The following is a 20,209-nucleotide window of genomic DNA, read 5'->3' on the forward strand; positions in this document are numbered from 1 at the left end:
GATGAGTTCTTCTGGAATTAATAATTAAAAGCACGTTTTGAAACGGTAGCCCGCCGGGAACAGGCCCCTGGCTTTTGAACCGATATCTCGCCCGACCCCAGGGTTGGAGATGTCGGTTTTTTTGTTTGGTGTCTCGGTGTGGGGACGCCGCTTGGGGGCCGGGGCCAGGGGGGTGGGCTTGACTACTTGCCGATGCTGCGCATCGGTGCCCTTGTCGATTCTGATATCCGGGCACCCTGTGAACTCGCCCGGTGATTGGTCCCCCGGACCAATCACAAGCGTCGGGCTCAAGCAGCACAGGGCTTGCATCCCGGATATCAGAACCGCCTGCGGCAAGCAGTCTGAATCGCCCACCCCCCTGGACCCGGCCCCTAAGCGGCTCACAACGGAGAAATATAAAAAAACCGATTTGTGGCGGGAGAAAGTGCTGGTTGTATAGGAGACAGGGGGCTTTTTAGAGTTCCTTGGCTTGGCGCTTGGTGGGCTTAGGGCTTGTTGTTGGCCAAGTTGTTGAGATGGATTGAAGGGCTACTGCCATTGAGCGTAGTGAGGCCAGTTGAAAAAGCCCAAAAGCAATCATCAATGATGATCAGCATGCTTTCAGTACTCACACGTTAATGACTGGCATCTATTTGTATGTAGCGAGAACACGTAAGTCAGGGGCTTTTAGAGGGGGCTTTGAGGGTTGCGCTTAAAAATAGAGACCAGGCATTGAAATCTGTCTTTGGGCATCTAGATCTTGGAAGCAAACCGGCTTGAAGCGTGGAGTTGCATCACTGTGAACTACTTGGGTCCCTCTGCAGGGATAGGGCGGATCAGAGTACTTGCCGCGGTCAGGAGATAGCGTAGGGATGCAAGCACCCTGTTGTTTGACCGGGGCGCTTGTGGTTCGTCCGGGGGACGAGCCACCCCGGGAGTTCAGGGTGCGCCCGTAGCTATCTCCTGACAAGGGCACCGGTGCGCAGCACCGACAAGTTCTCAGCCCAATCCCTGCAGAGGGACCCAAGTGGTGGCTTCACGGAGACCGTTTTCATCATTCAAAGGCCGATTTAACTCTCCGTGAAACCCCACTTATTAAAAGCAGACTTACGCCACCTTCTTCCGTAATGTCAGCCACAGACCCGCCAAGATAGCCACCAGTCCCAACCCCGCGCGAGCCGCCAAGGTATTGCCCAGAATCAGGAAATCCAATCCGGCTGTCACCACAGGAACCAGATAAAACAGGCTAGTGACATTGACCAGATTCCCGCTGCGAATCATGCGATACAGCAGCAACTGGGCCAGCACGGAAATCACCAGGCCAAGCCAAATAACAGGCCCCCAAAAGCCCAAGGTGTTCTCCCAGCGGATGTCTTGCCCCAAACCCAGAGACACCAGAATAAACAAGCCCAAAGACAAAGAGTATTGCAAAGGCATGCCCTGCAAAGCCCCCACAGGCTGGCGCTTTTGAACAATCGTCCCGACAGTAATGCTTAACAAAGCCGCAATGGCAAACACCAGACCCGTTACGGACAAACGGCTGACAATCAGGCTTTGATACACCACCAGAATCAGCCCGGTCAGCGACAGGGCCAAACCGGCTACACGGGTCAGGGAAAAACGCCGCTCGGTCAAGGCCAAGGTCAGAATCGGTTGTACACCCAGGATCGTTGCCAGCAGACCGGGCGTGATTCCCTGGGCCAGAGTTTCAAAATAGAAAAAGGAATACAGCCCGATCATCAGCAAACCGCTGATAGCCGGCAGCAGACGTTGCCCTTTGGGCGGTAGCCAGCCGCCATTGAAGTGCCCCAGCATAACCACCATAGGCAGGGCGATGGCAAAACGCAGGATCAGCATGGCCATAACCGAGCCATGGTCCAAACCGATACGAGTGAAAATACCCGCGCTGCCCCAAAGCAGCACGAACAAGGCAATAGCACCCCCTTGGGCGCGAGAAGAAGAAATCATGATCGTTCTTTATCTGTCTAAATAAATGAGACTTGTCTGCAAAGACATTCCAGGCGTATCAACCGCGCAGGAAAAGAAAAAGGGTCTTAGGAGCAGACGCTGTAGACGCGTGTGTCGACGACGACGTCGGACACGACTGCGGCTTGATTGACGACGCCTGGGGCGACGACAGTCAACAGCAAGACAGATGGGGGAGAGCCCGCCCGCAGCGACGCGGCCCGCGACAGGGGCAGAGTGCTTAGCAAAGAGGATGCGGGGCGGTTCATGAAATAAGAATCAGATCGTTAAATCGATGGAGCACTTTAGCATGAAATGTATTTGGTACGTCAATCGTCAGCCGCTAGGGTAATCGCTAGTACAGACGATCGTCCGGGCTATGTAAGAATTGCATCGATCGCGATTTCAGATCGCTGAGACATTTCCGAATAGACACGACATCCGCTGCCAATGCTGCCAGCGCCGATGCTGGGCAAAGAAGCCCGGACCGGTTCAAACAATGAACCGGTCCGGGCTTTTTTGTTTGCCTGAAATCAATCCGACCTTGTAATTAGGTTGCGAACTATTCGGACCATGCCTGCCGGCAATACGCCATCGCGATACACGGAGCTCATGCAGCACCAGGCGTTTCTGGTGCCAGCCAGGCCGGGATCGTCACCTTGTTTTGGAGGCTTATGCCATGTTGGGTGTTGCACTTTTCTTTATTGGGGCTGTGCTGATTGTCAATGGCGTGGGTTTGACTGGACGTATTGAAAGTCGAGATCTGGCCCCCTTTAATTTACTGGTGGGTTTGTTGGCCTTGTTCATCAATTTGCTGGGCCTGCAGCGTGGTGAGCAAATGGCGGATTATTTCGCCGCTGCCGGCGGGCTGCTGTTTGCCTTTACCTACCTGTATCTGGCCGTGGTGCAGTGGTATGGCCTGAAAGGGGCGGGCTTTGGTTGGTATTGCTTGTTTGTTGCCGTCAGTGCCTTGGCCTTTGCCGGATCTGCCAGTGATCCGCGTTTGATCGCCATGTGGCTTTTGTGGTCCAGCCTGTGGTTCCTGTTTTTTGTGGCCCTGGGGCTGGGACGGTCCTTGCGTATCTTGCCCGCGTACACCGTCCTGATCGGAGCGCTGACTTGCTGGTTGCCCGGGACCCTGATCCTGATGGATGCCTGGTAGTTTTCATAGGGGTGCAAGCGTGGTGGGGGGCCAGATTCAAGCCGTTTTTTGGAGTAACCTGATGCTCGCTTGTCGTGTTTACTGGCAGGTCCGTTGACCTGCACCCCTACCATGCTAGACAGGAGATGGACTTTGGCTCACAACGAACCCGTACGCGTCGGCGTTCTTTATTCCGCAACCGGCATGACCTCTACCATTGGTCAGTCGCAATGGCAGGGCGCCAAACTGGCGATTGAGGAAATCAACGAGGCCGGTGGCCTGCTCGGGCGCGAGCTGGTGGCAGTGTGCTACGACCCAGCGTCCAAGCCCACTTTATACGCTGAACAGGCCGAGCGGCTGATTGTGCAGGATCGCGTCAATGTGATCTTTGGTTGCTATATGTCCAGCAGCCGCAAGGCTGTGATCCCGATTGTGGAGAAGTGGAACAAGCTGCTGTTTTATCCCACTCTGTACGAAGGTTTCGAGTTCTCCGGCAATGTGATCTATACCGGCGCCGCCCCCAATCAGAACAGTGTGCAGCTAGCGCATTTCATGACCAGCAATTTCGGCGCGCGGGTCTATATGATTGGCTCGGACTACATCTACCCCTACGAGTCCAACCGCATCATGCGCGAGCTGGTCATGCAGCATCCTGATAGCCAAGTGCTAGGTGAACACTATCTGCCCCTGGATGCCAGCGAGGGCGATTACAGCCGCATCATGCAAGATATACGCCAGAAACAGCCTGACTTTATTTTCTCCACCGTGGTGGGCGATTCCACGGCCAATCTGTACCGTGCCTATGCCAATGCGGGCTTCAATCCGCAGACCATGCCCATTGCCAGTCTGACGACCTCAGAGGCCGAGATCGCCCAGATGGGGGCCGATATTGCCTGTGGGCACTTTACCGCTGCACCGTACTTCCAATCCATCGAGTCGGCCGTCAATGCGCGTTGCCTGGCCAGTTTGCGCAAGCGTTTTGGGGCCGACTGCCACCCTAATCTGTGTTGGGAAGCGGCTTATTCGCAGATGCATTTGTTCGCCAATGCGTATCGGCAATCCGCCAGCGATGCGATCGGGGATTTGCTGCCCTACCTGCTGGGCAGCGAGCTGGATGCACCTCAGGGGCGGATCAAGATCGATCCTAATAATCACCACACATGGCTTTATCCTCGGATCGGACGCATCAATGCCGACGGCGAGTTTGTGATTGTGCGCCAGGCAACGCGCCCGGTCTCACCCGACCCCTATCTGGTCACCCATTCTTTGGGCGACTGGACTGCCAAGCTGGATACTTTGGAGACATAAAGCGTGGCCAACTCCTCTTCCTACGGTGATGAGCCGGCAAACAAGCCCTTGCGAACGCGGAATCGTTTTCCGCATGCCACCTCGCCGCAGCTCAAGGAACTGCGGCAATTGACGATGGTGGTCATGCATCCGGACGATAGCGATGGCCGCTTGCTGACCCAGCAACTGCAGCGTATCGGGTGTTCGGTCCAGACCATCTGGCCGCCCACGCAAAACCTGCCTTCAGGAACGGATCTGGTATTTCTGGCCGTGCAACCGGACCTCTTGCACCTGCGCCTGGACTGGGTCTGCGAGGAAGACGCCCCCACAGTGATTGCCGTGGTTAATTATGAAAACCCCACGATAGTTTCCGCTGTGCTGGATTTGAATATTCAGGCGATCTTGCCTTCGCCCATTCGTTCTTTCGGTTTGTTGTCCACGGTGGTACTGGCGCGCAAATACCATAAGGAATTGCGCCAGCAGCGCCGCCTGATCAGCAAGTTGCAGACCAAGCTGCTGGGGCAGCGGCATGTAGCGCAGGCCAAGACGATCTTGATGCGCACTCATCAGGTGTCGGAAGATCAGGCCTACGATCTGATCCGCGAGCAGGCCATGAACAAACGCAGCACGATTGAAGACATTTCGATTGCCATTGTGAACGCCAGTGAAGTGCTGTCTTTGGGGCAGAAAGGTTCGTCCTTGCTGGGGAATTAGCCCTTTTTTGGCTAGTCTGATGTGCTGTGGGTAGCGAGAGCAGGCGTAGAGATAATGAGCAATCAGGAACATGAACCAGGCAGGCCGGTGACACAGGAGCAGCGCGCCGCCTGGGCGCAGTTGAAAAAAGACCGTGATCAGTTGAGCGAGCAAGTAGAGACTCTGGAGCGTGGTCACCAGGACTTGAGTAAATTTCTGCTCAAAGCCAAGCGCAATAATGGGATCGCCTGCACCTTGGTGGTGATTTTTACCGCTGCAGGCTGGCTGCTGGATGCTTCGGTTTGGCTGCGCTGGTATGTATTGCCGATTACGCTTTTTTGCTGCGCCTTGCTGTGGTTTGGTGGGAAGCGGCTGGACCGACTGATGCAAAGCAAGATTGCGAATCTATCCGAGTTTCTGCAACAGGCGGACGCACAAATAGAAAAGGGGCGGCCCATCTATGAGACAGACCACCCCCAAGCCAATCAAAGCTGAAACTACTTTGTCGGACTCGGTGCCGCTACTCCCCAACCCAAAGCCTGATACAAGGCAATCACATTCAGGTACGAGCCGGTTTCCGCCATTGCCAGCTCTTGCCGGGTCTGGTTCAGGCTGCGCTGATTTTCCAACACTTGCTGATAGGCCCCAGCGCCTATTTTATAGCGCGTCAAGGCGCGCTCATGGGCATTTTCCAGGTGTGACGCCGCCCGTGTCAGGCTAAGCAGGCTCTCCTGATGTTGAGTCAGCCTTTGCAAAGAGCCCTGAATTTCTTCCTGAGCTTGCAGCAGCACTTGTTGATAGTGCAGGCGTGATTCATCAGCCACGGCTTCCATGCCACGCAAGCGCGCTCTGGCATGACCCAAGCGCAGGGCAGGCCATTGCATGGCGGGTGAAACATCGAAGGCGCGGGCAGCATGGCCTAGGTCGCTACCCCTCAGAGCAAAGAAGCCGATAAAGCCAGCCAGATCCAGACGGGGGTACAGCTCGGCGGTGGCGGCGGCCACTTCGTGCGAACTGGCCAGGATTTCCTGTCGAGCGGCACGTACGTCAGGCCGGTTGAACAGCATGGCGTTGACGTCCCCCAAAGGCAGGGAGGCGGCCAAAGGTGCCTTGGCGCTAGGCAGCGGCGTATCAATACTCTCGGATTGTCCGCCGCTTAGCACCTGGATACGCAAACGAGCCAGCTCCAGATCGCTGCGCAGTTGAGGCACCAGGGTTTTGGCTCGTTCCAGACCCGCCTGGGCATTGTCCAGATTCTCCGGCAGTTCCCGGCCCAACGACACACCAGCCTGCACCAGCTTGATGGTTTGTTCCCAACTGCGTACATCGTCCTCTGCCAGAGCCAGTCGTCGTTGCAAACCCTGTGCTTGCACATATTGACGCGCCAGTTCAGCTGCAATGGCCTGGCGAGTCAGATCCAATTGATCTGCACTGGCCTCGCTGCGAGCCTGGGCAGAGCGGGCTAATTGTTCCAGACGACCGAACAGATCAATCTCCCACGTGGCCTGCATGCCCAGGCGCCAGTTTTCGCTAATGCCGTGGTCAATGGAACCGTCTGCTGCGGCAAACTGTGAACCGCTACGGTTGTAGCTGGCGTGGGCCGTGACGGCCGGCAGGCGGTCGTGCTGGCGCTCGTCGATCAGGGCGCGGGAGGCCCGCCAGCGGGCCTGTGCCTGGGCAATATCCAGATTGTGATCCAGGGCCTTGGCAATCAGGGCGTCCAGTTGCGGGTCTTGCAGCAAGGTCCACCAGTTTTCGCCTTGTTCGGTGGTTTGGGCGAACTGACTGTTCCAGTTGGTGTCGGCCAAGCTTGGGGCGGTGGGAATGGAGGTGTCCAGTCCCACGGCACAACCGCTCAGGATCAGGCTGGGGATCACCAGTCGCAGAGCACGCGCCACAGGCGCGAGCCTGTTTGATAATGGTGGCGTCATGATGAGTGTTCTCCAGTCGAAGGGCGCAGGGCCTGAGCCAAATCGCGCGCCCGTGGGGTGTCTGCTTGATGGGCGTGATCACGCGCCAGCAAGGTATACAAAGTCGGCAGGATAAACAGAGTGAAGACCGTGCCAATCAACATGCCCGAGACCAGCACCACACCCAGACCAAAGCGGCTGTTAGCACCCGCACCGGAGGCAAACAGAAGAGGCACCAGACCAAAGACCATGGCTCCGGTTGTCATCAGCACAGGGCGCAAACGAATGCGGGCGGCTTGCAAGATGGCTTCGGGCTTTTTCAGGCCCTCTTTGAATTGCAGTTCATTGGCAAACTCCACCATCAAGATGCCGTGCTTGCTGATAAGACCAACCAGCGTTAACAGACCTATCTGGGTATAGATGTTGAGCGTGCCAAACCCCATAGCCAATGGCAGCAGGGCTCCGCACAGGGACAAGGGCACCGTCACCAAAATGATGATGGGGTCCACCAGGCTTTCGTACTGCGCGGCCAGCACCAGATAAATCACCACCAGTGCGGCCAGGAAAGCCCACACCAGAGACTGACTTTCCTGGGTAAATTGGCGCGATTCGGATTGCCAGTCATGCGTAAAGCCTGCCGGCAATTGCCGGGCGATGTCGTCCAGATAGCCCACCGCTTGTCCCAGCGTCACGCCCGGAGCGGGAATGGCTTGCAGCGTGGCCGAGTTTTGCTGGTTGAATTGGCGCAGGCTGTTCGGTTCTACTTCGCTGTGAATTTGGACCATGGTCGACAAGGGCACCAGCTCGCCATTGGCACTGCGTACAAACTGGCGTGTCAGGGCTTGAGCCGTCAGGCGCAGTTCACGCTGGCTTTGCGGAATGACGTCGTACGAGCGGCCATCCAGCGAGAAGCGGTTCAGGTAGTTCTCGCCCACCAGTACAGCCAAAGAGTCGGCAATATCACGCAGGCTGATGCCCATGCTGGCGGCTTTGCTGCGGTCAATTTCCATGCGGGAAACGGGCTTGTTGTAGTCCAGGTCGCTATCCACTACAACGAACAAGCCACTTTCACGGGCTTGCTGCTTCACCCATTCCATCGTGTCGTATACCGTGCGGTAGTCGCCGGGACTGCGCAGTACCAGTTGTACCGGCAGCCCGCCGCTGGAGCCGGGCAAGGGGGCAAGTTGGAAAGCAAAGATGCTGCTGCCGGGAATCGCGCTGACGCGTCCTTGCAGTTCGCCCTGTACGGCGCTGGCATCGCGGTCGCGCTTGCTCCAGTCCTTCAGGTTGATCCCGCCAAAGCTGGCGGCCGGGCCGTCTGTCCCCACAATCAACCAGGTGCTTTCGGTTTCGGCCACTTCACGATACGTGTCATCCAGCAGCTTGCCGTCGCGCTCGGCATAGGCCAGGTTGGCATTTTGCGGAGCTTTCACGGCTGTCAGCACGCTGGCCTGATCCTCAATGGGAGCCAGTTCACTGTGCGTCATTTGATAGAGCACGGGCAGGCTGATAAAGACCAGCAAGGCGACCGCGCCGGTAATCCAGCGATGACGCAAGGAGCGGGCCAGCAAGTGGCCATAGCGGGCCGACAGGCCACCAAAGAAGCTCTCTGCCAGATGGGCCATGCGGCCTTCATCTTGCTGCGAGGGCAGCAGCAAAGAACTCATCACCGGGGACAAGGTCAGGGCCACCACGCCGGATACCAGCACCGCACCGGCCAGGGTCAGGGCAAACTCTTTGAACAGTGCCCCAGTCAGACCACCCATCAGACCAATCGGGGCATAAACTGCAGCCAGCGTCAGGGTCATGGCGATCACAGGGCCGGCCACTTCACGCGCGCCCAGCAAGGCTGCCACCACGGGCGAGCGACCCGCAGCGATGTGACGGTGCACGTTTTCAACCACCACAATCGCGTCGTCCACGACCAGACCAATAGCCAGCACCATGGCCAGCAAGGTCAGCAAGTTGATGCTGAAGCCAAAGGCCAGCATCAAGGCCGCGGCTCCCAACATGGACAAGGGAATGGTAGCCAGCGGAATCAGCACGCTGCGAAAGGAACCCAGACACAGATAAATCACCAGCACCACGATAATCATGGCTTCGGTCAGGGTCTTCAGTACTTCATCAATTGAGGCTTGAATGAAGCGGGCGGTTTCAAAAGCCAGGGCCACTTCTACGCCGGGTGGCAAGGTCGCTTCAATGGCAGGCAGACGGTCACGAATGCCTTCCACAATGCGCAAGGGATTGCCGCCGGGAGTGGGGAACAAACCCAAGTGAATGGCGGGCAGGCCATCCATCAAGGCACTGGTCTCAGTGGCGGCTGCCCCCAGTTCCACCTTGCCTATGTCGCGCAGTCGTACCAAAGAGGTGCCGTCTTCGCGCACGATCAGGTCCTGGAACTCGGCCACGCTGGTCAGGTCCGAGTTGAGCTGGATGTTGCTCAAGACATGCTGGCCTTTGACCATGCCGGGAGCGGCCTGATAGTTGTTGGCGCGTACAGCCTGGGCAATATCGGCAGCAGTCAGGCCATAGCCAGCCATGCGGTCCGAATCCAGCCAGAGTCGCATGGCCAGTTTTTGGCCGCCAAAGGTCTGGATCTTCGCGACGCCATCAATGGTGGAGAACATGGGTTCCACCACGCGGGACAGATAGTCGTTCAGCTCCGGGATGGAGATCGACGTCGTGGAAAAGCCCACATAGGCCACGGCGGTGGAGTCCCCGGAGGAGCGCTCCACAACCGGGTCATAAGCGCCTTCAGGCAGGCGATAGCGCACCTGGCTGACCTTGCTCATGACTTCGGTCAGTGCCTGGGTGGAGTCGCGGTTCAGCTCCATGCGCAAGGTCACGACACTGCGACTTTGCACGGAGTGGGAGGACAGATAATCCACCCCTTCCACCGAGGCCAGTGCCTGGGCGATAGGTTGGGTGACGAAGCCTTGCATCAGCTGTGCAGAGGCGCCGGGGTACTCGGTGGTAATCGTGATGGTGGAGTTCTCCAGCAGGGGATACTGCCGGATGGGCAGCTTGTCCAGAGAGAACAGACCCAACATCAGGAGCAAGGCACTGACCACCAGGGCAAGAACCGGCCGACGCACGAACAAGTCGGTAAAACCGGGACGGGAGGCGGTGTTCATACGGGCTCCTTGTCCTTGGCGGTCTGTACCGTGGAGCCGTCCTGAATCTTGATCTGACCGGCGCTGACCACCTTGTCGCCTTCTTTCAGGCCCTCAAGGATCTCGACATGCTCATCCCACTGCTCGCCAGTTTGTACGGCTACGCGTTTGACCTGCCACAGACCTTGATCCTTGGGGGAGGCCACAAACACGGTCTGGCCGTAAGCGGTGTAGGTCAGTGCGGTTTCGGGCACGGTCAGTACGGGGGCTTCGGCGGGGCGTTTCAGTTGAGCGCGGGCGTACATTCCCGCTTTGAGGCGATTACCTGGATTGGGTAGTAGGGCTTGCAGGCGCACTGTGCGCGAATCACCGATCAAAGGATCGACAGCGCTGATTTCAGCCTGGAAGTTTTCACCTGGCCAGGCGTCAACTTGCACCAGCAAGGTCTGGCCCACGCTTAAATCAGACAGATTTTGCTCGGGCACGGTCAGGTTTACGCGCAATTGGCTGTCATCGACCAGACTGGCAATAGCTTGGCCAGGTTGCAGGTAGTGGCCCTGGTGCAGGCTGGTGATACCGATGCGGCCCGAGAAGGGAGCGGTAATTTGCTTCAAGGCCAGCTCAGCACGTTGATATTGCAGTTGAGCCTGGGCTACCGCGTGATCAGCCTGGGCCTGATCCAGTTGCTCCTGGGTTGCGGCTTGCTGTTCTTTTAACTTGCGCACCCGCGTCAGTTGAATAGCGGTCTGTTTGACTTGCGCCTGCTCGCGGCGCACGCTGGCTTGCTCCAGTTCGTCATTAAGCAAGACCAGAGGCTGGCCGGCTTTGACGTGCTGTCCGGAGGTGAAATCAATCTTGCGAATACGACCACTGGTCTCTGCGCTCAGCAACACTTGCTGCCAGGCTTCCAGTGCACCGACGGCATGTAAAAGACGAGGGGCGGTTTGGGACTTGACGCTGGCCAATTCGACAACGGCAGGTGGATAGCCGCCTGCTGCTTGAACTTCTTGTGAGGCTGGCAGCAAACGCCAGCCTATGGCCAATACGCCGGCCACAATGGGAATCATGATCCAAGTACGACGCGAACTCATGCTGCTGGACCTCCTGTTGGGCAAGAGAGCCACAGGGGCTGTCTGTTCGGAAGCGTCCAGCCGAATCGCTGATCGCTTTGTGACCAGTCTTCGGGCTTGAAATGGATGGCTGCTGCAAGCGGCTTGCGGGCTTGGGTTGCCAGGGCAGTGTTGATTGTGCTCTGGCCAAGCACGGACTGCCGAAACCATGACAGAGGTCCGGCAAACATAGTCCAAATGAGGGGAGGCATGGCAGGTTCCTGTGACAATAAAGAGGCAGCCGATATGGCTTGCCTTAATTAGGTACCTGGACTATAAAACCTCAAGTTAACTTTAGGTCAAGGGGGTGGAAATGGCGAAAACAGTGGATTTCACGCGTGCGCTGACGGTGGGAGAGGTGGCCAGGCGCAGTGGCGTGCCCGTGTCCACGGTGCATTTTTACGAGGCGAAAGGTTTGATTGCCAGTACCCGTAATAGTGGTAACCAGCGTCGCTTTGATTCGGTGGTTTTACGCTACATAGCGATCATTAAAGTGGCGCAGCGTACCGGAATTCCTTTGGAGGAAATTCACGAGGCCTTGCAGGGTTTGCCACCGGGTAGCAGACCGTCCAGCAAACAATGGCGGGCCATGTCCAGCCGCTGGCAAGACAGTTTGAATGATCGGATTGAGCAGTTGACGCGATTGCGCGATGAGCTGACCCACTGCATTGGCTGTGGGTGCTTGTCCATGAGTGAATGTCCCTTGCGTAATCCGGCCGATATCCTGGGCCAGCAAGGGCCCGGCCCCCAGATTCTGGAAAGAAAGCTGGAGGCCGGATCAGAGGTTTAGGTCGGGTCGGGCGACTGTGCGTACAGAGCGGTCGCCTCGGAGGTGACCAAGGCCTGATAGCGCTCGAAGTGGTTCAGGATATCGTTAATGACCTGGCTGGAGGACAAACCCATCAGGTCATAACCCCGGCTGCCGTCGGCAAAGACCGTGCGTATCTGCCATTCCTGAGGATGTGCCTGCTCGTTGCGGGCTGCTGCTGCCGTAAAGCTGGCAACTCGACGGGCACGCAGTTCCACGCCATAGACGAAGTTGCGCTGGTTATCCGCCTGAATCGTCAGTTGAGCGGTATCTTGATCGCTGGTTTCCAGGCTGACATTCAGATTGCGTTTACCCAGTTCGTCGGCCACCGCCTGCAGCGCGGGAATGACGGTCGCGCCCATAAAGCGACGAGCATCCCGTCGATTGGGCGTGTGCAAGATGGTCGAGAGCCGATGACGCCAGGACACTTCTGAGCCTGGTGCCGGGCCGGACATGGGGCTTTGGCGACGCATACGTGACATATCCGCTTTCATGCCTTTGAACAGTCCCAGTATCAGCAAAAAGACGATCACAGCAAAAGGTAGGGCGCTGACCAAAGTGACAGTTTGCAGCGCGGTGAGACCACCGGCCAACAAAAGCAAGGCAGCGGCGACACCTTCCAGCGTGCACCAGTAAATCCGTTGCCATACAGGAGCGTCTTCTACGCCACCGGCTGCCAGTGTGTCGATCACCAGGGAGCCGGAGTCTGCTGATGTGATAAAGAAAATGGTAACCAGCAGTACCGCCAGAGCCGAGGTGACACCAGGCCAGGGCAGGTATTCAAAAAACTCGAACAAGGCCACAGAGGCGTTATTGGCTGCATCTTGAGCCAGTTGGCCAGCGGCAACTCCCATATCCAGGAAAATAGCTGTGTTGCCAAATACGGTCATCCAGAAAAAGGTGAACACGGTTGGAACCAGCAAGACCCCCAGGACGAATTCGCGCACGGTACGACCGCGCGAGATGCGGGCGATGAACATGCCGACAAAGGGCGACCACGCAATCCACCAGGCCCAGTAAAACAGGGTCCAGGCTTTCATCCAGGTTTGCTCTCGGAATGCTTGTGTACTGAATGAGCGAGCGAAAAAGTTATCCAGATATCCGCCAATATTCTGTACAAAAGCATTCATTAAAAAGGAGGTGGGGCCGACAGTCAGCACAAACAGCATCAGACACACGGCTACCAGCAGGTTCAGTTCGGAAAGGCGCCGAATGCCCACATCCAGACCACTGATCACCGATAAGGTCGCCAAGGCGGTGACACCGGTAATGAGTGCGATCTGTAACCAGGTCTCTTGAGGCCAGCCAAACAGGTATTCAAGCCCTGCGTTGATCTGTAAAACACCGAGACCCATGGAGGTGGCAATACCAAACAAGGTGCCGCAGACAGCAAAAATATCAACGCTGTCGCCAATCCAACCCTCGATGCGCTTGCCAAACAGCGGGTATAGGCCCGAGCGAATCGTCAGTGGTAGGTTGTAACGAAAACAAAAGTAAGCCAGTGATAGCCCGACTACGGCATAGACCGCCCAGGCATGCACCCCCCAGTGAAAGAAGGTGATGATCTGTGCCTGATGGGCTGACGTGGTTGTACTAGCCAGCCCTGAAGGGGGGGCCGAGAAGTGTTGCAGCGGCTCGGCCACGGCAAAAAACATCAAGCCAATACCCATGCCGGCGGCAAACAGCATGGCCATCCAGGTCAGGTAAGGGTAGTCGGGCTCAGAGTCATCGGGCCCTAATTTCAAATTGCCATAGCGGCTTAAGGCCAGATAAACCACCGCAAAGAAAAATAAGGCGACGGCAAGGATGTAGAACCAGCCGAAGCTTTTGATGACCCAGTCTTGCAACTGTTCAAAAATAAGCGCGGCGTCTTTAGGGAAAATGATCCCGATCAGCAAGAAAATCAGGACGATAAAGGTAGATCCCCAGAACACCCGTGGATGTAGCGTGCTTCTAAAAGGCAGCCCCATGTCATGCTCCGTTTGTAACTAAGAGGGCACAGCTTAACGAGAACGGCTGACAGTTGAAAGTCTTGTTAGATTAAGAAATATTTGCTCAGGCTCGGAAAGGATCTATGGGCAAAATTAATTCCTGATGTCCGGCCTGCCGTGTCAACTCCAACTGGTGCAGCACATTGGCACTGGCTGTATGCACAGCAGAATGCAGGTCTGCGCCCAATATCAGGTGAGCCAACAAGGTGGCAGCAAACAGATCGCCGGTGCCTTTGGCCGCACAGTCGACGCGTGGATGGCTAAGCAGCGTGTCGGCACGTGGTTCTTTGCGAGACATTAATAATTTGATCTGGCCATCTTGCCAGGATTCGGGGGCGGCACTGGTGGCAATGACCCATTCGGTACGGCCATTCAATAGGCCGTGAGCCGCGTTTGAGCTGGCCTGAATACTGTCACAAGACTGTTGAGACAGTAAGGACAACTCGTAGTTATTGGGTGTCAAGCCGGTAGCCAGCGGCAATAAGGTCTGGTGATAGACGGGGATCAGAGCCGGGTCTACATAGACGCCTACGTCCAGATCGCCAATGACCGGGTCCACAATGACCAGAATGTCGGGGTGCTCTTGCAGTAGCGCTTTTAACCAGCGCGCAATGATAATGGCCTGATTGGCGCTGCCCAGATAACCGATCAGCACAGCGCGCACCTTGTCCAGCGCACCGCGCAAGACCAGATCGTTCAGAAAGCCTTCTAGCCACTCATCGGGTACAGCACCGCCGTGCACCGTGGGATATTGCGGGTTGTTGCTAAGCAACACGGTGGGAACGGCGGCTACTTTAAAACCGTGTCTACGCAAAGTCGGGCCGGCAACATTGTTGCCCACCCGACCGTAGACGACTTGGGACTGAATCGAAACGACATCCACATGGTAGGGATGTCGTTCACGATCAACAAACGTTACAGCTGTGTTCATGCAGCACAATCAGCGGAACTGGTTTGTTTAAGTTGGCTGAGCCAGTCGGTCAGGACCGTAGCGGCAGCGGCGTGTAGGCGCTTTTGTACCGCCATGGCTTCCAGACGCAGCATTTGCGGGTCGATATCCGCTTGGCCCAGTTCGTTGGCATGACCAACCAGCCAGCGCTCCAGCTTGCTGGTGTCGGCTTCCAAGTGAAATTGCAGGCCCAATACCTGGGTTCCGAAGGAGAAGGCCTGGTTGGGGCCCACATCCGTGCTGGCCAGGTGAATGGCACCGTCAGGAATATCGAACTGATCCCCGTGCCAGTGCAGGACAGGAATACCGCTAACTGCGGACAGGGGCGATTCTTTGCCCGCATCAGTCAGTTTCAAGGGAGAGAAACCGATTTCTTTCACACCCAGTGGATACACATTGGCTCCCAGGGCACGCGCAATCAGTTGTGCGCCCAGACAAATGCCCAGCAAGGGTTTGCCAGCCAGCAGGAATTTGTTGATCAGCTCCAGCTCATCGGAGAGAAATGGGTAAATCTTTTCGTCGTAGGCGCCGATTGGCCCGCCCAATACAACCAGCAGGTCAGCGTCCTGTTCACCCACGTGGCGCAGTGACTCGACGGAAGGGTCAATGTATTGAACTTGGTAGCCCTGCTCGATCAGAACAGGTTCCAGTGTGCCCAAGTCCTCAAAATGGATATGACGCAGTGCGATGACTTTCTTCATAGGGGGTTCTTTTAATTCAGATGGTAAGGATGTCAGCTCGTGGTACCAATGTCTACATTCATGGCGCCCGATAGGGGGAAGGTGCAACATGCCAGAGCATGACCTTGCGCCTTGTCCTGGTCGCTGAGGCAAAAGTCCGGTTCAGAGCGGTATTCGCCCTCCGAGATCTGTACCCGACAAGCACCACAAATTCCTGAACGACACTGACTGCGGATAGGAACATCGGCCGCTTCCAGCATTTCCAGCAAACTACTGCCTGGTTCGGGTGAGAGCGTCTGCCCTGTGCTGCGTACATTGATTTGCAAGGGAGCGCTGCCTGCTTCAGGCAGGATTTCCACACCGGACTTGGCAGGCGGGGAAAAAGCTTCAATCAACATATGCGAGATGGGATGCGCTTGAATCGTGTATTCGCGCAAGGCCTGGGCAAAGCCATGACTGCCGCAAATCACAACAGCCTGCGGGTCTTTCAACTGCTCCATGTTCTCAAAGGAGGGACGTCCCACTTTGAAATGCGCGCTTTCGCGGATTTTTTCTTGCGTGACAAACACCGTCAGTGTGAACCAGCTGGTGCTCAGATCCAGCTGCAGCAGTTCGTGCAAGAAGGGGATGTCGGCAATACGAGCAATACTGAGCAGCAAATGTACTTGTGGTACTGGCAAGCCATCCTGGGCTCGCGCCGCCAACTCACGCAGCAAGGCAATGGGCAGGGTAATGCCAATGCCGCCTGCGATCATGGCGATACGCTCATAACCCACAATAGAGTCCACCGAAATATCACCCGCCACATATTGCAGGGGCACGCTCATGCCCTCACGCAAGGTGGCGTGCAAATGATCGGAGACACTATTGCGGCCCGAACCTTTTACGGCAATTTCAATCAGGTCTGGATCAGCCATACGGGTGATCGAGTACATACGCTGTTGAATGGTGCCGCCGGTATCGGGGTAGCTCAGGGCGACATGCTTGCCCGCCCGCAAGGCGCTCAGAAAATCGAAGTGTTTACTTTGAACGCGCAAGGTGAACACTTTGACGTTTCCGGCCTCGGGGCGAACGGTCTCGCAGCGCGCCTGAATCGTGGCTGTCATTGCAGCGCCTCCTGTTGCTCGGCTTGGGCCTGTGCCTGCCCCGATTTGCTGTTCAAGCCAATGCGCTCGATCAGGCTTTCAACCGAACCGGTGTACACGCCAATCTCGTTGGAGTCGCCCGTATCGTGCAGGATGTCGCGAGCATTGGGGAAGTTCACCATGGAAAACACTTTTTCCCAGGCGCCCATTTCATTGTTGGCGAACATTTCCACGGTGCGCAAAATGATGGCACGCATGTGTTCACGCTCTTTCTGGCTCAGGCCGTGAATGATGTCCGAAGCGACAAAGCTGAACACGCTGGAGTGGCTCCATTCGTCCATGGCATGGGTGCGAGTGACTTCATGGCACACGGTCTGGATGCTCTTGTCCTCGGCCATGGTTTTCAGGTAGTCGGTAATCAGGGTCTCGGACGCGCAGGCAATGGCAAAGCGGGTCAGGCGACGTTCGGATTCGGAGCTGCACTGGCTCAGGATGTCATTGCGCCACTGCACCAGGTTGAAGTTGGTGAAGTCCAGCGGCTGCAGGCCGCGCATGGAATAGATGTAGTTGCACGCCATGATCGACATGCGGGTGTGCAGGGCCTCGTCCAACAAGGCTTGGGACATGACATCTTGCAGCAGATTGCGATTGGAGCTTGGGGGCGGCGTTTTGATGATGTCTTCGCAAGAAGGGGTAACCACGTTGCATTCAACGTAAATGGTTTTAAGGTTGTAAATACCCCAGGCATAGGACAAGCACTGCGATTTTAATTCCTCGGGGGCTTCCAACCAGGCCTGATGCTCACGGAAAGGCAAAAGGCATTCGCTGAAATCCGCCTTGCTGGGGTCGAACGCCAGATTGTTGTAGTCCGGCAGTTCCTGATTGACAGCGGCCCGGTTTTTCCAAAGTACAGACAGCTTTTGCAGCATATTACGTACGGCGTCATCAGTTTCGTAGCTTTTGATTGTCATTTCAAACTTCCTTGCTGTTGATTGCGATCTGTTCGAAATGAACAGGTCGTTTCTGTATTTCGCCTATCTCTATTTCCAAATGGAAATCCGCAGGCTTAAAAGGATTTGCCGGTCCTTATGAGCAAGGCCCAAAAAAACCCGTCATCGAGTCTCTCAAGTCTTGGGGATCAGCATGGTTGAACTGCCGTTAAAGCAATGGCGTTTCCTGTGGTTGTGGGGAACTGGGGATGTTTCTGTCGTTTGCAGATTAAAAAGAGTGATAATCTGTTTGAGCGAATAGAAGTATGGCTGTTGAGTATTCGTTGGCTGCATTCTAATGATCCTATGACAATAAATGACAGACCATTTCAAGATCATTTAACAGACCACTTAAAAGCAGAAAATAAAATCCTGTTTTAATTCTTGATAAGAATGATCGGGATTGGCTTTCTGGCTGTGTTTCAGAGGGTTTTTAATTATTTATGCTTTAAATGTTTATTTAAATAACAATAATAAAAAGTGGTCTGGTGAATAAAGTTTTATTGGACTGCTTAATAACTTGATAAACAGAATAGGATGTGTATCTTTCGCCCTTGGAGCCATCAGGCCAGGGTTGAGTTTTTCTCTCGTGCCTGAAAAGCAGCCACGGTTGTAAAAGTAGCCAATCTTTGAACAGGAACTCCCATGAAGAGTCTTGCCGGTGGCGACACCCCCCACCAGCCTCTGGTGGGTTCGCAATTTCTACAGCAAAGTGATCGCAATCTTTGGGACATCATCGAAGCCGAGCGGGGTCGGCAACAACACACCATTGAATTGATCGCTTCCGAGAACTACCTGAGCCGAGCCGTTTTGGATGTGCAAGGCTCCTTGCTTAGCAACAAGCAGGCGCAGGGCTATCCAGGACAGCGGATCTACGGCGGGTGCGAACAAGCGGATCAGACTGAAGAGCTGGCTATCGAACGGGCCAAAGCGGTCTTTGGGGCATCCTATGCCAATGTGCAGGCGCACTCAGGCAGCCAGGCCAATCTGGCGGTATATCTGGCCTTGCTCTCACCTGGGGATACTATTTTGGCGCTGGATCAAAGCGCGGGTGGCCATCTTAGCCATGGTTCGCATTTCAATGTATCGGGCCGCTGGTTTCAGACCTGTTCGTATGGAGTAGATCGTCAGACCCAGTGGGTGGATATGGATGAAGTGCGTGCCCTGGCGCACAAGGAGCGCCCAAGGCTGATAATTGCCGGGGGCTCGTCTTATGCACGAACCCCGAACTTTGCCCAATTCAGAGATATCGCTAACGAGGTCAATGCCTATCTGATGGTGGATTTGGCGCATAGTGCGGGCCTGGTCGCAGCGGGTTTGATGGACTCGCCGGTCAAACATGCACACGTCACCACTTTTTCCACTCACGGCACATTACGGGGTCCGCGTGGCGGCATTATCCTGAGCAATGAACCCAAGTTGGCCGAGCGCTTGAGCCAGGCCGTGTATCCAGGTTTGCAAGGCGGACCCTTGCTGAACATTATGGCTGCCAAGGCGGTGGCTTTGGGTGAGGCGATGAGCCCGTCCTATAAAGCCTACGCCCAGTCCGTCATCAATAACGCTCGCAGCTTGTGCCGCCGCTTGTCCGAGGGCGGGTTGACGGTGGTGTCGGGGGGAACAGACTGTCATTTTGGTGTGGTGGACCTGCGCCCCTGGGATTTGTCCGGCCCTTTGGTGGAGCGGGTGCTGGCTCAGCTAGGCATTAGTTTGAGCAAACACCGGGTGCCTTATGAGCAAGACAATGCGGCGTATTCGGGAGTGCGCGTAGGCAGTGCTGCTTGTACCACTCGTGGTTTAGGTGAGGATGATTTCAAAGAAATTGGCGACATGATTCTGGCTTTGCTGGGCGGTGTGCGTAGTGGCTCACGCAACCCACGTACCGAAAATGCCATTCTGGAAGGGGTCGCCGACCTGAATCGACGATACCCCTTGATGTACTGATACCCGGCTCCTTTAGCCTTTGCCCTGACGTAGGGCGTTGGCCAGACGCAACATGGCTGACTCGATTTCATAAGCGGTCAGAGACGCATAGCCCAGTAACCAGCCCTGTTGTTTTTCCTCACCAATGTACAGACGGCTCAAGCCTGGCAGTTGAACCCCGGCACTTAAGGCGCGGCGCAAGGTGTGCTCCTCTGACCAGCCCGGCTCCAGAAAGCAGGGAATCTGCAAACCACCTTCGGGTCGGGCAGCACGAACAATGCCTTGCAAGTGCTGCTCGATGGCTTCCAGCATGATTTCCCGTCGTCCTGCGTACAACTTGCGCATGGCGCGAATATGAGAGTTGTAGTGTCCGTCTTCCATAAAGCGGGCCAGCGTCAGCTGCAGGATTTGCGGTGTGTGGCCGTCCATGATGCTGCGTGCCTGGGTAAAGGGTTTGACCAGTTCGGTGTTTGTCAACAATGATGTCCGTTTTCTTCATGCCGCGCGGCTGAGTTTGTGATCGTCGGCGGCACTTTCTTTCGGCGGGTTTAACCACACCTCGCCAATCGGGTTCCAGTCACGCGTGTGGC

15 protein-coding genes and 1 pseudogene are annotated in these 20,209 nt (G+C 56.0%); 6 read left to right on the forward strand and 10 right to left on the reverse strand.

What is annotated here, in order from left to right; all coding sequences use genetic code 11:
* Nucleotides 1-1,086 precede the first annotated feature (1,086 nt).
* The gene (locus AB7E06_RS17670; RefSeq protein ID WP_427957910.1) at nt 1,087-1,947 is read right to left on the reverse strand and encodes a DMT family transporter; all 861 of its coding nucleotides are present in this window, start codon (nt 1,945-1,947) and stop codon (nt 1,087-1,089) included.
* 676 nt (nt 1,948-2,623) lie between these two features.
* Here AB7E06_RS17670 and AB7E06_RS17675 point away from each other — a divergent pair.
* From AB7E06_RS17675 to AB7E06_RS17690, 4 genes are all read left to right on the forward strand, one after another.
* The gene (locus tag AB7E06_RS17675) at nt 2,624-3,106 is read left to right on the forward strand and encodes an AmiS/UreI family transporter (RefSeq protein ID WP_094197477.1); all 483 of its coding nucleotides are present in this window, start codon (nt 2,624-2,626) and stop codon (nt 3,104-3,106) included.
* A 111-nt stretch (nt 3,107-3,217) separates the two neighbouring features.
* Nucleotides 3,218-4,393, forward strand: coding sequence for a transporter substrate-binding domain-containing protein (locus AB7E06_RS17680; RefSeq protein WP_427957911.1), 1,176 nt, complete (start codon nt 3,218-3,220; stop codon nt 4,391-4,393).
* A gap of 3 nt (nt 4,394-4,396) precedes the next feature.
* Nucleotides 4,397-5,086 (forward strand): ANTAR domain-containing response regulator, encoded by a 690-nt coding sequence (locus tag AB7E06_RS17685; protein ID WP_094197475.1) that lies wholly within the window; start codon nt 4,397-4,399, stop codon nt 5,084-5,086.
* Between the two features lie 54 nt (nt 5,087-5,140).
* Complete coding sequence (locus AB7E06_RS17690; protein WP_094197474.1) at nt 5,141-5,560, forward strand: hypothetical protein; 420 nt, start codon at nt 5,141-5,143, stop codon at nt 5,558-5,560.
* A gap of 2 nt (nt 5,561-5,562) precedes the next feature.
* Here the strand turns inward: AB7E06_RS17690 and AB7E06_RS17695 are convergent, their stop codons facing one another.
* Genes AB7E06_RS17695 through AB7E06_RS17705 form a run of 3 tightly spaced genes read right to left on the reverse strand, consistent with a single transcriptional unit; the run spans nt 5,563 to nt 11,179 of the window.
* Nucleotides 5,563-6,996: an efflux transporter outer membrane subunit gene (locus AB7E06_RS17695; protein WP_427957914.1), complete on the reverse strand. Its 1,434-nt coding sequence runs from the start codon at nt 6,994-6,996 to the stop codon at nt 5,563-5,565.
* Nucleotides 6,993-10,109 carry a MexW/MexI family multidrug efflux RND transporter permease subunit gene (locus tag AB7E06_RS17700; protein ID WP_427957916.1) on the reverse strand — a complete coding sequence of 1,039 codons (3,117 nt, stop codon included), beginning with the start codon at nt 10,107-10,109 and terminating at the stop codon, nt 6,993-6,995. Before AB7E06_RS17700 ends, AB7E06_RS17695 begins: the two co-directional genes overlap by 4 nt.
* Nucleotides 10,106-11,179: an efflux RND transporter periplasmic adaptor subunit gene (locus AB7E06_RS17705; protein WP_427957918.1), complete on the reverse strand. Its 1,074-nt coding sequence runs from the start codon at nt 11,177-11,179 to the stop codon at nt 10,106-10,108. Before AB7E06_RS17705 ends, AB7E06_RS17700 begins: the two co-directional genes overlap by 4 nt.
* 331 nt (nt 11,180-11,510) lie before the next feature.
* Here AB7E06_RS17705 and soxR point away from each other — a divergent pair, with 331 nt between their 5' ends.
* Nucleotides 11,511-11,987, forward strand: coding sequence for a redox-sensitive transcriptional activator SoxR (gene soxR / locus AB7E06_RS17710; RefSeq protein ID WP_094197470.1), 477 nt, complete (start codon nt 11,511-11,513; stop codon nt 11,985-11,987).
* Here the strand turns inward: soxR and AB7E06_RS17715 are convergent.
* The 5 genes from AB7E06_RS17715 to AB7E06_RS17735 all read right to left on the reverse strand — a co-directional run bounded on the left by AB7E06_RS17715 (nt 11,984) and on the right by AB7E06_RS17735 (nt 17,681).
* Nucleotides 11,984-13,975 carry a BCCT family transporter gene (locus tag AB7E06_RS17715; protein WP_094197469.1) on the reverse strand — a complete coding sequence of 664 codons (1,992 nt, stop codon included), beginning with the start codon at nt 13,973-13,975 and terminating at the stop codon, nt 11,984-11,986. The genes soxR and AB7E06_RS17715 overlap by 4 nt on opposite strands.
* 85 nt (nt 13,976-14,060) lie before the next feature.
* Nucleotides 14,061-14,927: a pyridoxine/pyridoxal/pyridoxamine kinase gene (gene pdxK / locus AB7E06_RS17720; protein WP_121739412.1), complete on the reverse strand. Its 867-nt coding sequence runs from the start codon at nt 14,925-14,927 to the stop codon at nt 14,061-14,063.
* Nucleotides 14,924-15,646 carry a glutamine amidotransferase gene (locus tag AB7E06_RS17725; RefSeq protein WP_094197467.1) on the reverse strand — a complete coding sequence of 241 codons (723 nt, stop codon included), beginning with the start codon at nt 15,644-15,646 and terminating at the stop codon, nt 14,924-14,926. Before AB7E06_RS17725 ends, pdxK begins: the two co-directional genes overlap by 4 nt.
* Nucleotides 15,647-15,678: 32 nt before the next feature.
* Nucleotides 15,679-16,731, reverse strand: a complete 1,053-nt coding sequence (locus AB7E06_RS17730; RefSeq protein ID WP_094197466.1) for a 2Fe-2S iron-sulfur cluster-binding protein — start codon at nt 16,729-16,731, stop codon at nt 15,679-15,681.
* The gene (locus AB7E06_RS17735; RefSeq protein ID WP_094197465.1) at nt 16,728-17,681 is read right to left on the reverse strand and encodes an AurF N-oxygenase family protein; all 954 of its coding nucleotides are present in this window, start codon (nt 17,679-17,681) and stop codon (nt 16,728-16,730) included. The genes AB7E06_RS17730 and AB7E06_RS17735 overlap by 4 nt, the downstream gene beginning before the upstream one ends.
* A 663-nt stretch (nt 17,682-18,344) precedes the next feature.
* Here AB7E06_RS17735 and glyA point away from each other — a divergent pair.
* Entirely contained in the window at nt 18,345-19,640 is a 1,296-nt protein-coding gene (gene glyA, locus AB7E06_RS17740) for a serine hydroxymethyltransferase (RefSeq protein WP_094197464.1), read from the forward strand.
* 12 nt (nt 19,641-19,652) lie between these two features.
* Here glyA and AB7E06_RS17745 read toward each other — a convergent pair.
* Nucleotides 19,653-20,084: pseudogene (locus AB7E06_RS17745) on the reverse strand (PLP-dependent aminotransferase family protein); the annotation flags it as partial.
* Between the last annotated feature and the right edge of the window lie 125 nt (nt 20,085-20,209).

Source organism: Alcaligenes sp., assembly GCF_050255915.1.
Lineage (GTDB): Bacteria > Pseudomonadota > Gammaproteobacteria > Burkholderiales > Burkholderiaceae_B > Alcaligenes > Alcaligenes aquatilis.

Excerpts from the sequence above, each read along its gene's own strand:
- AB7E06_RS17670 (WP_427957910.1), bottom strand. The coding sequence starts at position 1,947 with ATGATTTCTTCTTCTCGCGCCCAAGGGGGTGCTATTGCCTTGTTCGTG.
- AB7E06_RS17675 (WP_094197477.1), top strand. The coding sequence starts at position 2,624 with ATGTTGGGTGTTGCACTTTTCTTTATTGGGGCTGTGCTGATTGTCAAT.
- AB7E06_RS17680 (WP_427957911.1), top strand. The coding sequence starts at position 3,218 with ATGCTAGACAGGAGATGGACTTTGGCTCACAACGAACCCGTACGCGTC.
- AB7E06_RS17690 (WP_094197474.1), top strand. The coding sequence starts at position 5,141 with ATGAGCAATCAGGAACATGAACCAGGCAGGCCGGTGACACAGGAGCAG.
- AB7E06_RS17695 (WP_427957914.1), bottom strand. The coding sequence starts at position 6,996 with ATGACGCCACCATTATCAAACAGGCTCGCGCCTGTGGCGCGTGCTCTG.
- AB7E06_RS17700 (WP_427957916.1), bottom strand. The coding sequence starts at position 10,109 with ATGAACACCGCCTCCCGTCCCGGTTTTACCGACTTGTTCGTGCGTCGG.
- AB7E06_RS17705 (WP_427957918.1), bottom strand. The coding sequence starts at position 11,179 with ATGAGTTCGCGTCGTACTTGGATCATGATTCCCATTGTGGCCGGCGTA.
- soxR (WP_094197470.1), top strand. The coding sequence starts at position 11,511 with ATGGCGAAAACAGTGGATTTCACGCGTGCGCTGACGGTGGGAGAGGTG.
- AB7E06_RS17715 (WP_094197469.1), bottom strand. The coding sequence starts at position 13,975 with ATGGGGCTGCCTTTTAGAAGCACGCTACATCCACGGGTGTTCTGGGGA.
- pdxK (WP_121739412.1), bottom strand. The coding sequence starts at position 14,927 with ATGAACACAGCTGTAACGTTTGTTGATCGTGAACGACATCCCTACCAT.
- AB7E06_RS17725 (WP_094197467.1), bottom strand. The coding sequence starts at position 15,646 with ATGAAGAAAGTCATCGCACTGCGTCATATCCATTTTGAGGACTTGGGC.
- AB7E06_RS17730 (WP_094197466.1), bottom strand. The coding sequence starts at position 16,731 with ATGACAGCCACGATTCAGGCGCGCTGCGAGACCGTTCGCCCCGAGGCC.
- AB7E06_RS17735 (WP_094197465.1), bottom strand. The coding sequence starts at position 17,681 with ATGACAATCAAAAGCTACGAAACTGATGACGCCGTACGTAATATGCTG.
- glyA (WP_094197464.1), top strand. The coding sequence starts at position 18,345 with ATGAAGAGTCTTGCCGGTGGCGACACCCCCCACCAGCCTCTGGTGGGT.